The organism is Cupriavidus sp. MP-37 (assembly GCF_020618415.1).
Lineage (GTDB): Bacteria > Pseudomonadota > Gammaproteobacteria > Burkholderiales > Burkholderiaceae > Cupriavidus.
In genome coordinates, this window is record NZ_CP085344.1 from 626,428 (window position 1) to 638,788 (window position 12,361).

Here is a 12,361-nt window from a genome sequence, read left to right on the forward strand (position 1 = left end):
TCGCTGCGGCGAGGCGAAATCTTCTGCTCAGGCGGTGGCGACGTTGGGGCGCAGGCCTTGCCAGCGTTCCACCAGACCGCCGTGCGGCACGTCGAACAGGTCCAGCACGCGCCCCACGGTGTGGTTGACGATGTCGTCCACCGACTGCGGATGTGCGTAGAACGCCGGCACCGGCGGCAGCACGATGGCGCCCATCTCCGTGACCGTGGTCATGTTGCGCAGGTGCACCAGGTGGAAGGGCGTCTCGCGCGCCAGCAGCACCAGCCGCCGCCGCTCCTTGAGCATCACGTCGGCGGCGCGGGTGACGAGGTTGTCGGCCAGCCCGGTGGCGATAGCGGCCAGCGTGCGCATGGAGCAGGGCGCCACCACCATGCCGTCGCAGCGGAACGAGCCGCTGGCGATGGTGGCGCCGATATCGCGCACGTTGTGCACCACGTCAGCCATGGCCTCGATCTGCGGGCGCTGCAGGCCCAGTTCATGGTGCGCGGTCAGCAGGCCGGACGGCGAGCAGACCAGATGCGTCTCCCAGCCGTCCAGTGCCGCCAGCGCCTGCAGCATGCGCACGCCGTACACCGCGCCGCTGGCACCGGTGATGGCAACGACCAGGCGTTGCTTGCGGCTCATGGCTGTTTGCCTTCCCGCGCGGCCTTCTCCGCCAGCGCCTGCAGCACCTGTTCCGGCTTGATCGGGTAGTGCCGGAAGCGCACGCCGATGGCATCGAACACCGCGTTGGCAATCGCCGGCCCGATCGCGACGATCGGGTCTTCGCCCACGCCCTTGGCGCCGAACGGGCCGCCGGGATCCGGCGCGGCTTCGAGGATCACGGTGCGGATTTCGGGCATATCCATCGCCAGCGGCATCTTGTAGTCGACGAAGTTGGCGTTGAGCGAGCGGCCGGTGCGCATGTCGATCTGGTAGTCCTCGTACAGCGTGTGGCCGATGCCCTGCTGGATGCCGCCTTCGATCTGGCCCGCGGCCGCCACCGGGTGGATCACCTTGCCGACGTCGTGTACCGGCACCACCTGGCGCACGGTGATGAAGCCGGTCTCGGTGTCGACCGCCACCTCGACAAAATGCGCCGCGAACGAATACGACTTGGTCGGATGATAGGTGGCGGTGCCGACCAGCTGCGCGGCGGGAATGCCCTTGCGCGGCATCACCGCCTCGCGCACCGTCAGCGTGGGCCCGTCGCGGTCGCGCACGGCGATCACGCCGGCCGACAGTGTCAGGTCCTCGGGCTTGCATTCCATCAGCTTTGCGGCGCGCTCGAGCAACTGGCGCTTGATCTCGCCCGCCGCCATCTGCGCCGCCTTGCCGACCATGTAGGTGGTGTGGCTGGCAAAGGCGCCGATGTCCCACGGCACGACGTCGGTGTCGCCGTGCACCACCGACACCGCTTCGAACGGCAACGTCAGTTCTTCCGCCACGATCTGGGCGAGCGCGGTATGCGCCCCGGTACCCAGCCCGGCCGCGCCGGTCAGCAGTACCACGGTGCCGTCCTCGTTCATCTTGATGATGGCGTTGCCCTGTTCCTTGATGCCGGGATAGGCGCTGCTGCCGTGCATCTCGCAGCCCAGGCCCCAGCCGGTGCGCACCGGGCCGCTGGTGTCGCGCGGGCGGCGGCGCAGCGCGGGCCAGTCGAGCAGGGCCATGCCTTTCTCGATGCAGGCTTCCAGGCCGTGCCCGATCAGCGGATGGTTCGAGGGCGCGATATCGCCTTCGCGCACTGCGTTCTTCAGCTTCAGTGCGGCGGGGTCCATGCCCAGGTGGGCGGCGGCCTCGTCCATCTGCACGTCGAGCGCGTAGTAGGTCTGCACCACGCCGTAGCCGCGGAACGCGCCGGCGATCGGGCTGTTGGTGTAGACACAGCGCCCTTCGAGCAGCACGTTGTCGCAGCGGTACAGCGACACCATGGCGGCGGTGCCGACGTTGGTCACGCCAGGGCCGTGCGAGCCGTAGGCGCCGGAATTGAACACCACCTTGGCCTGGCGCGCGGTAATGGTGCCGTCGTTGCGGAAGCCCTGCTTCAGCCAGATCTTCGCCGGATGGCGCGTGCGGCCGCCGAGGAAGGTTTCCTCGCGGGTGTATTCCATGCGCACCGGCCGGCGCGTCTCGCGCGCCAGCAGCGCGCACAGGAACTCATGCTGGAACAGGTCCTGCTTGGCGCCGAAGCCGCCGCCCATGTGGTCGACCAGCACGCGCACCTTGTGCAGCGGCAGCCCCAGCACCTCGGCCATGATGCCGCGCACCATGAAGGCGGTCTGGGTCGAGATCCACACCGTCAGGTTGCCGTTGCCGTCCCAGCTGCAGGTCAGCACGTTGGGCTCCATGTAGGCCGGCGTGGGACGGCCGCCCTCGTAGACGCCTTCGAGGATGAAGTCGGCCTCGGCAAAGCCGGCTTCCACATCGCCGCGCCGGACGATCACCGGCGGCAGCACCAGGTTGCCGCCGGGCTCGCGCTCATGGATGCGCGGGGCGTCGGAGCGCTCGGCATCTTCCGTGGTGAAGACCGCGGGCAGCGTCTCGTATTCGACCTCGATCAGCTCGAGCGCGCGCTCGGCAATCTCTTCGCTGACCGCTGCCACCGCGGCCACGCCTTCGCCCCAGTAGCGCACCTTGTAGTCCAGGATGTACTGGTCGCAGGTCAACGACGCGGAGCGCGGGTGCGGCGAGCCGGCGTGCAGCACGCGCGGCACGTTCTCGTGCGTCAGCACCGCCTTGACCCCGGGCAGCGCCAGCGCGCGCGAGGTGTCGATGCGGCGGATGCGGGCGTGGGCGACGTTGCTGCGCTTGATCTTGCCGTACAGCAGGCCGGCGAAGGGCATGTCGGCAACGTACTTTGCGTTGCCTGTGACCTTGTCGAGCAGGTCGGTGCGCTTGACGCTGTGTCCGATCACGGCGTGGGTCATCATGCCTCCTCGCTGGCGCGGATGCGGTGCGCGCACCCGGCGGGGTCCATGGCCGCGGCGGTCTGCTCGATGGCCTCGATGATCTTGGTGTAGCCGGTGCAGCGGCAGATATTGCCGGCAATGGCGAAGCGGATCTGGTCGCGCGTGGGATGCGGGTTGTCGTCGAGCAGCGCCTTGGCCATTACCACGAAGCCCGGCGTGCAGAAGCCGCATTGCGCGGCGCCGCAGCGCATGAACTGCTCCTGCAGCGGATGCACGGTGTCGGGCGCGGGCTGCACGCCCTCGATGGTGGTGATGTGGCAGCCGTGCGCTTCGGGCGCCAGCACCAGGCAGCTGTTCATCGGCCGGCCGTCGATGATGACGGTGCACGAGCCGCATTCACCGACGTCGCAGCCCTTCTTGGTGCCGGTCAGGCAGGCGTCGTTGCGCAGGGCGTCGAGCAGCGTGCTGTGCGGTTCCACCGCCAGTTCGCGCGCTTCGCCGTTGATGACGAGTTCGATCATTTTTCGCATGATGCTCCGCGCAAGGCGGCCTCCAGGGCTTGTTCGAGGGCGCGGCGGGTCAGCACGCTGACCATCTGCCGCCGGTAGGCTTCGCTGGCGCGCACGTCGCTGATCGGACGGGCTTCGTCCATGGCGGCGTGCGCGGCCTGCAGGATCAGGGCCTCGGTCAGGCGCTGGCCGCGCAGCAGGTGCTCGGCGCGCGCCGCGCGCACGGGCGTGGGGCCGACCGCCGCCAGCACGATGCCGGCGTCGGCGCAATGGCCGCCCTGCACCGTCAGCGATACCGCTACGCCGACGGTGGCGAGTTCCATCTGCACGCGGCGCCCATGCTTGAGATAGACCTTGCCGGTGCCGGGCCGCGGCGCCGGCACGGTGATGCGGGTGACGATCTCGTCCGGCGCGATGGCGGTCTTGCCGACGCCGGTGACAAAGTCCTCGACGCGCAGTTCGCGCGAGCCGGACATGCCGTACAGGTGCACCGAGGCGCCGTCGGCCACCAGCGGCGCAATCGAATCCGCCGACGGCGACGCCCGGCAGACATTGCCGACCACGGTGGCGCGATGGCGCACCTGGATCGAGGCGAAGTCGGTCACCGCCTTGGCCAGGCCGGCGTAGTGGCGCTGCACGAAGCTGGAGGTCTCGACCGCGCGCGTGGTCACCAGTGCGCCGATGCGCAGGCCGTTGACCGGATCGAACGTCAGCACGTCCATGCCCGGGATCTTCTTGATGTTGATGACCTGCTCGGGCTTGCGCACGGACTCCTTGATCTGCACCAGCAGATCGGTGCCGCCGGCGAGCACGCTGGCCTTGCCGCCGCACCGGTGCAGCATGGCCGAGGCTTCCGCCAGCGTCGCCGGTTCGAAATACTCAAACGCTCTCATTGCTCCTCCTGGTCTGTGCCGTCGGCGGCGGCTGCCGGTGCTGTTGCCGGCCTGTGGGGCGCGCGCCGTTGAATTCATCATGGGCGCAGGGCCTTCATCGGTAAAGGCCTGCAAACGGATTAATTGATCGTGTTACCCTCTGAATCAGACGCGCCAGCCAGACCACGGCAACAGCAAGCGCGCATCCGCATCTCCGGAGGTAGACCACGTGCCCAACCTGAGCAACATGAACGTGTCGCTGCGCCAGTTGCGCGCGTTCATCGCCGTGGCGCAGGAGCGCCACTTCACCCGCGCGGCCGAAAAGCTGGACCTGTCGCAGTCGTCGGTCAGCGCGCTGATCCATGAGCTGGAAGCCAACCTCGGCCTGAAACTGTTCGACCGCCACACGCGCCAGCTGCACATCACCCAGGCCGGTGCCGAGCTGCTGCCGCTGGTGAAGAAGGCGGTCGCCGATATCGACAGCGTGATCGAGAACTCCAGCGAACTGCGCACGCTCGGGCGCGGGCGCGTGTCGATCGCGGCGTCGTCGATCCAGGCGGCGTTGATGCTGCCGCGCGTGATGCGCGAGTTCTGCGTCAGCCATCCGGGCGTGAAGGTGGAGCTGCACGATGTGTCCGAGCACGAAGTGACCAAGATGGTCAGCTCGGGCGAGGTCGACTTCGGCATCGGCACCATCCCCGAGGGCCAGCCCGACCTGAGCGCGCACCGGCTGATGGACGATGCCTTCGTCATCGTGATGCCCGCGCACCATCCATTGCGCCGGCGCAAGACGCTGCGCTGGGAGGACGTGGCGGGCCTGCCGGTGATCGGGCCGCACAAGGGCAACCCGATCCGCGACTGCCTGGACACCGCGCTGGCCGCGCGCGGCATCACGCTGCAGCGGGTGCACGAGGTGTTCCTGCCGCTGACCATGGTCGGCATGGTCGACGCCGGCCTGGGCATCGCCGTGATGAGCGCGGCGGTCACGCGGCTGACCACCGCGCTCGGGCTGGCGACGGTGATGCCGACCGATCCGGTGATCCACCGCGAGATCTCGCTGCTGGTGCACGCGGACCGGTCGCTGTCGCCGCCGGCCCAGGCCTTCCGCGATTTGCTGATGCGCTATCGCGCCAGGCTGGCCGAATCCGCCTGACCGCGGTTGGCTGCGTCTGACCGTGGCTGACTTCGGCCGGCTACGTCATGCCGGTTCCTTGGCCAGGCCGTGGGGCTGGGGGGCCGGCGAACGCGCGTTGAACAGCAGGTTCAGCAGCACCGCGGTCAGCGTGCCGAGCAGGATGCCGTTCTGGCAGAACTTGGCCAGCAGCTCCGGCATCTGCGCGAAGAACTTGTCGGACACCAGCGGGATCATGCCCAGCGCCACGCTGACGGCGACGATGTAGGCGTTCTTCTTGTTCTCGACAAAGTCCACATGGCCGAGGATGCGCACGCCGGTGGCCGCGACCATGCCGAACATCACCAGCGCCGCGCCGCCCAGCACGTACTGCGGGATCGAGGCCGCGAAGAAGGCCAGCTTGGGCAGGCAGCCCAGCACGATCAGGATGCCGCCGGCGGTGGCGCAGACCCAGCGGCTGCGCACGCCGGTGACCTGCACCAGTCCCACGTTCTGCGCGTACGAGGTGTAGGTGAAGGTATTGAACACCGCGCCCACCAGCGCGCCGACGCCGTCCGCACGCAGGCCGCGCGCGAGGTCTTCGGGGCCGACGGGGCGGTCGACGATTTCGCCCAGCGCCAGGAACTGGCCCACGCCCTCGATCATGATCACGATCATCACCACGCACAGCGTGACCGCGGTCATGGCGTCGAAGGTGGGCCAGCCGAAGTGGAAGGGCGTGATGAACTCGACCCAGTGCGCGCTGTGCAGGCCGTCGAAGTTGACCTTGCCCAGCGCCAGTGCGATCACGAAGCCCACCCCAATCCCGATCAGCACCGCCACGTTGCACAGGAAGCCGCGCGCAAAGGCGACCAGCGCCAGCACCGTGCACAGCACCGCGGTGGCGATGGCGATGTTCACCGGCAGGCCGAAATTGGGGTTGGGCACCGGGCCGGCCGCGGTGTTGAGGGTGGGGTTGCCGCCCGCGGCCCAGTTGATCCCGACCCGCATCAGCGAGACCCCGATCACCAGCACCACGGTGCCGGTCACCACCGGCGGGAACCAGCGCACCATCTTGCCGACATAAGGCGCGGCAAAGTAGGTGAAGATGCCCGCCACCATCACCGCGCCGAACACCGCTGGCAGCCCCAGCGACGGATTGGAGCCGGTGGCGATAATCGGCGCGATCGCGGTAAAGGTGACGCCCATCATCACCGGCAGCCGGATGCCGACCTTCCAGATGCCGATGCTCTGGATCATCGTCACCAGGCCGCAGCAGAACAGGTCGGCGGCGATCAGGAAAGCCACCTGGTCCTTGGGCAGCTTGAGCGCGCCGCCGATGATCATCGGCACGGCAATGGCGCCGGCGTACATCACCAGCACATGCTGCAGGCCCAGGGCGAGCAGGCGGGGCGGGGGCAGGACCTCGTCGACGGGATGCACTGGGGCATGCCCTTGCGTAGGCAGGGTGGGGTTCATGCTGTCTCCTTTGGTCGGTATCACGCCGGTTGCGCATTGCGCTAACGTGTCGCCAAGGTCGCCGGCGTTTCCTCTGCGGGATGGTCGTGCCATCCTCTCGTGCGAAGCCCGCGCCAGTCCTGTCTGTCAGTCCAGCATGACAGCGGCGCAGGGAAGGTACAACGTTCACGGCGGATTTATCGATCGGGTGAAACGATGAATCCGCCGTTTTCAGCGGGTTATCCCTGAGCCTCGCCTCACGGCATGTGGGATGGCCCACGCTCCAGCCGTGCCAGCAACGCGGCCGCGCGCGCCATCGCGGCAGGATCGATGCGTGCGCGGATGCCATCGAAATTCGGCCCGCGCGTCGCATCCAGTCCCATGCGTGACGTGGTGCCGACACCGGATGCCGACGGATCGAGCGCGCTGCCGGGCAGGCCGTCCACCACCACCACATCCAGGTGCGGCTGCAGGTGCGTGGCCATGGCCCACAGCACTTCCTCGTCGCGCGTGATGTCGACATCCTCGTCCACCGCCACCACCGTTTTCAGGTAGGGGTCCCAGCCGAGCAGGCCCAGCATCACCTGGCGCGCCTCGCCCGGGCGGCTCTGGCGCAGCGCCACGTAGGCGTGGAAATGCGTGCCGGAGCTGGGGTAGTGCACCGCGGTGACGCCCGGGAAGCGCTCCCTCAGCTTCTCGACCATCTCGGATTCGCGCGGGATGCGGCCCAGGTTCAGGTGCTCGGCCGAGTTGCCGCCGACCACGTCGACCAGCCACGCGTCCGTGCGCCGCATCACGCTCTGCACCCGCAGCAGGTTATTGGTCGAGCGGTCCGACGAGTAGCCGGTGAACTCGCCGAACGGGCCTTCGTCGACGCGCGCCTCGGCATCGATCACGCCTTCGAGCACGATCTCGGCATGCGCCGGCACCAGGATGCCGTGGCGCGGCGTGCGTACCACTTCCAGCGGCGCGCCGAACAGGCCGCCTGCGACATGGCGCTCGTCCACGCCGAACGGCAGCCGCGCCGCGCCGGCCAGCATGAACAGCGGATGCGCGCCGATCACCATCGCCACCGGCAGCGGCCGGCCCAGTTCTGCGGCGCGCTGCTGCATGCGCCACAGGTGGCCGCGCGAATGCAGGCTGGTGGCGATCTCGGTGGGCGAATGCAGCATCGAGCGGTGGTAGCTGGCGTTGCCGATGCCGCTGTCGGGGTCTTCCGCGATCAGGATCGCGTTGGTGATGTAGGGGCCGCGGTCGGTGGCGAAATGCTTGATCGCCGGGAGCGTGCACAGGTCGATGTGTTGCGTCTCGACCTGGCCGGTGACGGCGCCGCTGTCCAGCACGCGCGGTGCCACCATGCGGCGGCTGCGGGCCTGGTACTCGGCATGGATGCCGGCGGGCGGCACGCCGCCGAGCATGCGCCCGACGCGCTCGCGCGAGGCAAAGAGATTGGTGGCCAGCGCTGTGCCCAGCCCTTCGACGTGGTCGAACAGCAAGGCCGGATGGCGGCCTTGCGCCGCCAGCGCCCACACCAGCGCGGTCGGGTCCTGGTCGGCGCCGACCGGCTCGCGGACATGCAGCACGTCTTCGGGAAAGGCCTCGCGGTAGGCCGCCAGGAACTGGTGGAAATCCTGCGAGGTATCGTGGAAAGGCTGGTGCGCCGCTGCCGTCGAGGCGAAGGGCGCTGAAGGCGAGTTCATGATCGGCTCCTGTGGTCAGGGTTGGCCAGGGCGAAGGCTGCCCCGGCGGCCGCGCCTGCGCGCGGGCCGCCGTGCCGTGCCTGCCTGCCGAACTGCTACCGGCTAGCGCGTGCTGGCGTAGGTATCCTTCAGCCGCGCCAGCGCTTCTTCCTGTGTCCTGGGCGGCGCCGTGGTCTCGATGCCGACCAGCCGGGCGATGTTGTTGCCCATGTAGTCCTCGAGCCCGTCCTCGTCCAGGTCCATGCCCTGCGGCGCGGGGCCGCACAGCATTTCCAGCTCGCGCAGCCACATGCCGGGCTCGTTGGGCGGCGTGTCGGTGCCGAACACGATCTTGTCGCGCGGCAGCTGGCGCGCGAACTCGACGATGCGCGACTGGAAGCACCAGCCCGATTCGCAGTACACGTTGGGCGTGTCCATCGCCATCCAGAACGCCTCGAACGAGTAGTTGCCGCCGGTCTGGATGCCGAAATGCCCGATGATGAAATTGACCATCGGGAATTCGCGGATGATCGGGTAGAACATCGTCGGGATGGTGTACGGGCCGTCGCCGGTGTGGATCAGCACCACCACGTTGTACTTGGCGCAGACCTTCATCGCCGGGCGCAGCCAGTCGAGCGCGCGGTCGGGCCGGTAGCCGTGCATGTTGGCATGCAGCTTCAGCATCTTGAAGCCGTACTCCTTGACGTGGAATTCCAGCTCCAGCGCGCCTTCTTCCGGGCCCCAGCGCGGGTTGAAGGTGAAGTTGCCGATAAAGCGGTCAGGGTACTTCTGGCACAGCTCGGCGATATACGCCATGTAGTCGCGGATGCCTTCGCGGCCGCGGCGGTTGCCGTCGCGGTAGCCGGTGTTGCCCGGTGGCGGCTGGATAAAGCCCATGTCGATGCGGCGCGGCTTGCCGTTGATCATGTAGGGGCCGTCCATCATCTTGAGCATGCGCTCGCCGTTGAAGGGCTCGCCGGTGTGGCGCCAGGCTTCGTCGACCAGGTTGGTCGGGTGCAGGTGGGTGTCGATAATCATGTCGGGTGCTCCGGAGTCCGTTGTCGTTGGCGCGGGTGCGGGGCTTAGGCGGCCAGGCGCGCTTTCGCTTCTTCCAGCGTGCGCGGCACCGGCGTCGGCTCCAGGCCGATCATCCGGGCGACGTTGTTGCCGAGGTAGTCCTCGAGCGTGTCTTCATCCAGGTTCAGGCCCTGGGGCGGCTCGAAGCACAGCACTTCCAGCAGGCGCAGCCACATGCCGGGCTCGTTGGGCGGGGTGTCGGAACCGAACAGGATCTTGTGCTTGGGCAGCACCTTGGCGAACTCGACGATGCGCGACTGCAGGCACCAGCCCGATTCGCAGTAGACGTTGGGCATGTCCATCGCCATCTGGAACGGCTCGAAGCAGTAGACGCCGCCGGTCTGCACGCCGAAGTGGGCCATGATGAAGTTCACGGTCGGGAACTCCTTCATCATCGGCACCCATTCGGTCGGGATGCTGTAGGGACCGTCCCCGGTATGCAGCTTGACCAGCACGCCCAGCTCGGCGCATTTCTGCAGCGCCGGGCGCAGCCAGTCGAGCGCGCGGTCCGGGCGGTAGGCGTGCATGTTGGCCTGGAACTGGACCATCTTGAAGCCCAGCTTCTTCACGTAGTGCTCGATCGCGTTGACGCCGTTCTGCACGCCGCAGCGCGGGTTGTAGACGAAGCAGCCGATAAAGCGGTCGGGGTACTTCTTCACCATCTCGACCGTGTACGCCATGTACGCGTCGATCGATTCGCTGCCCGACTTCACGCCATCGGTGTAGGTGTAGATGGTGTTGCCTTGCGGCGGCTGGATAAAGGCCTTGTCGATGCGGCGCGGCTTGCCGTTGATGGTGAATGGGCCGTCCATCATCTGGATCAGGCGCTCGCCGGTGAACGGGTCGCCATCGTGGCGCCAGGCCAGGTCCACCAGGTTCGTCGGATAACAGCTGGTGTCGATGATCATGGGAGATCCCCTAACAATGACTAGGTTGGACACGCATGCGGCGGGCGCGCGCGAACGACGCCGCGGGGCCGGCCTTGCATGCTGCGATCGGGAGTCTTTGTCAGGGGAGCGTCTGGACCACTGCGCCACCGACGAAACACTCCGTCAGTGAGCAATCTCCAGTTGAACGTCGCGGCATTGCGCCGCTGCTGTCCAATCGACCGCTTCTACCCACGCGCTCTTTATACATAGCGCTTCGGCACGGGTCAAGCGCATCATGTGTTGCGCCGCACGAACAGTGGGGCCGGCCTGCATTCCAAAGCACGGTGCGAATCCGCTACATTGCGCAGACCGTGCCGGCAGGCCCTGCCGCGCGGGGCATCGACAATACGGGCCGCTTGCTTGGAACGGGGTTCATCACAGGGAAGGGGAAAACATGCACGGCAACGATCCGATGAAGGCGAGGGCCATGCTGTCCGTAGCGCTGGTTGCGCTGGTTGCGCTGACCACGCTGGGCGGCTGCGGCGGCGATGGCGGACAGACCGGGATGGTGTCACCGACGGCCGCTTCCGCGACGCGGTACATCAACGAAACTACCACCAGTGCCACCACCCGCTGGGCCCCGGCGCTCACCGACACCTGGCAGATTCAGCTGACCGGCAGGCTCAACACCAGCTATGCCGTGACCGCCTATGACTTCGACCTGTTCGATACGCCGCAGGCCACCATCGATGCGCTCAAGGCGCAGGGCCGGCGCGTGATCTGCTACTTCTCGGCGGGCAGTTCCGAGGACTGGCGTCCCGACTTCAACCAGTTCACCGAGGCCGACCAGGGCGCCGCGCTGTCGGGCTGGGCCGGTGAGCGCTGGCTGGATACGCGCTCGGCCAACGTGCGCCGCATCATGCAGGCGCGCATGGACCTGGCGGTCAGCAAGGGCTGCGATGCGGTCGATCCCGACAATGTCGATGGCTATACCAACAGCAGCGGCCTGCCGTTGACGGCCGAGACCCAGCTCGACTACAACCGCTTCCTGGCCGCCGAGGCGCATGCGCGCGGGCTGGCAGTCGGTTTGAAGAACGATGTGGCGCAGGTGGCCGAGCTGGCGGCCAGCTTTGACTTCGCCATCAATGAACAGTGCTTCCAGTACCGCGAGTGCGGCGCCTATACCGCGTTCACGGGGCAGGGCAAGCCGGTGTTCCAGATCGAATACGCCACCAAGTACCGCGACGCCGCCACGCGCGCCGGACTGTGCGCCAAGGCGCAGGCAGCCAACCTGCGCACCCTGGTGCTGCCGAGGACGCTGAACGGGTCGTTCCGCTACGCCTGCGACGCCTGAGCGCGCGGATCGATGCCGCCGGCGGGGGCGGCGCGTTCCAGCTCCCGCCAGGCCAGGTAGAGCCGCGTATCGAACTCGAGCTGGTGGTAGCGCGGCTCCATGTATTCGCAGAGCCGGTAGAAGGCCTTGTCGTGCTCGCTTTCCTTCAGGTGGGCAAGCTCGTGCACGACGATCATGCGCAGGAACTCCGGCGGCGCCTCCTTGAACAGCGAGGCGACGCGGATCTCTTTCTTGGCCTTGAGCTTGCCGCCCTGCACGCGCGAGATCGCGGTATGCAGGCCGAGCGCGCGCTGGGCGGAATCCAGGCGCGCATCGAACCCCACCTTGTGCAGCGGCGGCGCGCTGCGCAGGTATGCCTGCTTGAGGTCCGTGGTGTATTCGTACAGCGCGCGGTCGGTCTGCACGGTGTGGCGCCCCGGATAGCGGCGGGCAAGGTGGTCCCCGAGCCGGCCGGCGGCGACCAGTTCGCGCACCTGCTCCAGCACAGTAGGCGGATAGCCGCCCAGGAAGCGCATCGGGTCCTTGCCGGCGGGACGCCAGG

11 protein-coding genes are annotated in these 12,361 nt (G+C 67.8%); 2 read left to right on the forward strand and 9 right to left on the reverse strand.

Annotated features, from left to right (window positions below; translation table 11 throughout):
* Positions 1-27: 27 nt before the first annotated feature.
* From LIN44_RS03000 to LIN44_RS03015, 4 genes are read right to left on the reverse strand one after another with little or no spacing between them, the layout of a single operon-like run.
* Positions 28-624: a UbiX family flavin prenyltransferase gene (locus LIN44_RS03000; protein ID WP_227313450.1), complete on the reverse strand. Its 597-nt coding sequence runs from the start codon at positions 622-624 to the stop codon at positions 28-30.
* Positions 621-2,909 carry a xanthine dehydrogenase family protein molybdopterin-binding subunit gene (locus LIN44_RS03005; RefSeq protein WP_227314327.1) on the reverse strand — a complete coding sequence of 763 codons (2,289 nt, stop codon included), beginning with the start codon at positions 2,907-2,909 and terminating at the stop codon, positions 621-623. Before LIN44_RS03005 ends, LIN44_RS03000 begins: the two co-directional genes overlap by 4 nt.
* Positions 2,909-3,421: a (2Fe-2S)-binding protein gene (locus LIN44_RS03010; protein ID WP_227313451.1), complete on the reverse strand. Its 513-nt coding sequence runs from the start codon at positions 3,419-3,421 to the stop codon at positions 2,909-2,911. Before LIN44_RS03010 ends, LIN44_RS03005 begins: the two co-directional genes overlap by 1 nt.
* Entirely contained in the window at positions 3,409-4,293 is an 885-nt protein-coding gene (locus LIN44_RS03015; RefSeq protein ID WP_227313452.1) for a xanthine dehydrogenase family protein subunit M, read from the reverse strand. Before LIN44_RS03015 ends, LIN44_RS03010 begins: the two co-directional genes overlap by 13 nt.
* 226 nt (positions 4,294-4,519) lie before the next feature.
* On the opposite strand from LIN44_RS03015, the gene LIN44_RS03020 reads away from it, so the two are divergent.
* Positions 4,520-5,425, forward strand: coding sequence for a LysR family transcriptional regulator (locus LIN44_RS03020; protein WP_227314328.1), 906 nt, complete (start codon positions 4,520-4,522; stop codon positions 5,423-5,425).
* Between the two features lie 45 nt (positions 5,426-5,470).
* Here LIN44_RS03020 and LIN44_RS03025 read toward each other — a convergent pair whose 3' ends face one another.
* The 4 genes from LIN44_RS03025 to LIN44_RS03040 all read right to left on the reverse strand — a co-directional run bounded on the left by LIN44_RS03025 (position 5,471) and on the right by LIN44_RS03040 (position 10,505).
* Positions 5,471-6,862 (reverse strand): nucleobase:cation symporter-2 family protein, encoded by a 1,392-nt coding sequence (locus LIN44_RS03025; protein WP_227313453.1) that lies wholly within the window; start codon positions 6,860-6,862, stop codon positions 5,471-5,473.
* Positions 6,863-7,098: 236 nt separating this feature from the next.
* Complete coding sequence (locus LIN44_RS03030; protein WP_227313454.1) at positions 7,099-8,541, reverse strand: UbiD family decarboxylase; 1,443 nt, start codon at positions 8,539-8,541, stop codon at positions 7,099-7,101.
* 102 nt (positions 8,542-8,643) lie between these two features.
* Positions 8,644-9,558, reverse strand: coding sequence for an amidohydrolase family protein (locus tag LIN44_RS03035; protein ID WP_062801891.1), 915 nt, complete (start codon positions 9,556-9,558; stop codon positions 8,644-8,646).
* A 44-nt stretch (positions 9,559-9,602) separates the two neighbouring features.
* Positions 9,603-10,505, reverse strand: a complete 903-nt coding sequence (locus LIN44_RS03040; protein WP_012354042.1) for an amidohydrolase family protein — start codon at positions 10,503-10,505, stop codon at positions 9,603-9,605.
* Positions 10,506-10,920: 415 nt separating this feature from the next.
* Between LIN44_RS03040 and LIN44_RS03045 the strand changes: the two genes are divergently transcribed.
* Positions 10,921-11,820, forward strand: a complete 900-nt coding sequence (locus LIN44_RS03045; RefSeq protein ID WP_227313455.1) for an endo alpha-1,4 polygalactosaminidase — start codon at positions 10,921-10,923, stop codon at positions 11,818-11,820.
* Here LIN44_RS03045 and LIN44_RS03050 read toward each other — a convergent pair.
* Entirely contained in the window at positions 11,802-12,335 is a 534-nt protein-coding gene (locus LIN44_RS03050; RefSeq protein ID WP_227314329.1) for a M48 family metallopeptidase, read from the reverse strand. The two genes, LIN44_RS03045 and LIN44_RS03050, sit on opposite strands and share 19 nt — an antisense overlap.
* Positions 12,336-12,361 lie beyond the last annotated feature (26 nt).

What these genes read in the sequence shown, in the direction of transcription:
- LIN44_RS03000 (WP_227313450.1), bottom strand. Translation starts at nt 624, where the DNA reads ATGAGCCGCAAGCAACGCCTGGTCGTTGCCATCACCGGTGCCAGCGGC.
- LIN44_RS03005 (WP_227314327.1), bottom strand. Translation starts at nt 2,909, where the DNA reads ATGACCCACGCCGTGATCGGACACAGCGTCAAGCGCACCGACCTGCTC.
- LIN44_RS03010 (WP_227313451.1), bottom strand. Translation starts at nt 3,421, where the DNA reads ATGCGAAAAATGATCGAACTCGTCATCAACGGCGAAGCGCGCGAACTG.
- LIN44_RS03015 (WP_227313452.1), bottom strand. Translation starts at nt 4,293, where the DNA reads ATGAGAGCGTTTGAGTATTTCGAACCGGCGACGCTGGCGGAAGCCTCG.
- LIN44_RS03020 (WP_227314328.1), top strand. Translation starts at nt 4,520, where the DNA reads ATGAACGTGTCGCTGCGCCAGTTGCGCGCGTTCATCGCCGTGGCGCAG.
- LIN44_RS03025 (WP_227313453.1), bottom strand. Translation starts at nt 6,862, where the DNA reads ATGAACCCCACCCTGCCTACGCAAGGGCATGCCCCAGTGCATCCCGTC.
- LIN44_RS03030 (WP_227313454.1), bottom strand. Translation starts at nt 8,541, where the DNA reads ATGAACTCGCCTTCAGCGCCCTTCGCCTCGACGGCAGCGGCGCACCAG.
- LIN44_RS03035 (WP_062801891.1), bottom strand. Translation starts at nt 9,558, where the DNA reads ATGATTATCGACACCCACCTGCACCCGACCAACCTGGTCGACGAAGCC.
- LIN44_RS03040 (WP_012354042.1), bottom strand. Translation starts at nt 10,505, where the DNA reads ATGATCATCGACACCAGCTGTTATCCGACGAACCTGGTGGACCTGGCC.
- LIN44_RS03045 (WP_227313455.1), top strand. Translation starts at nt 10,921, where the DNA reads ATGCACGGCAACGATCCGATGAAGGCGAGGGCCATGCTGTCCGTAGCG.
- LIN44_RS03050 (WP_227314329.1), bottom strand. Translation starts at nt 12,335, where the DNA reads ATGCGCTTCCTGGGCGGCTATCCGCCTACTGTGCTGGAGCAGGTGCGC.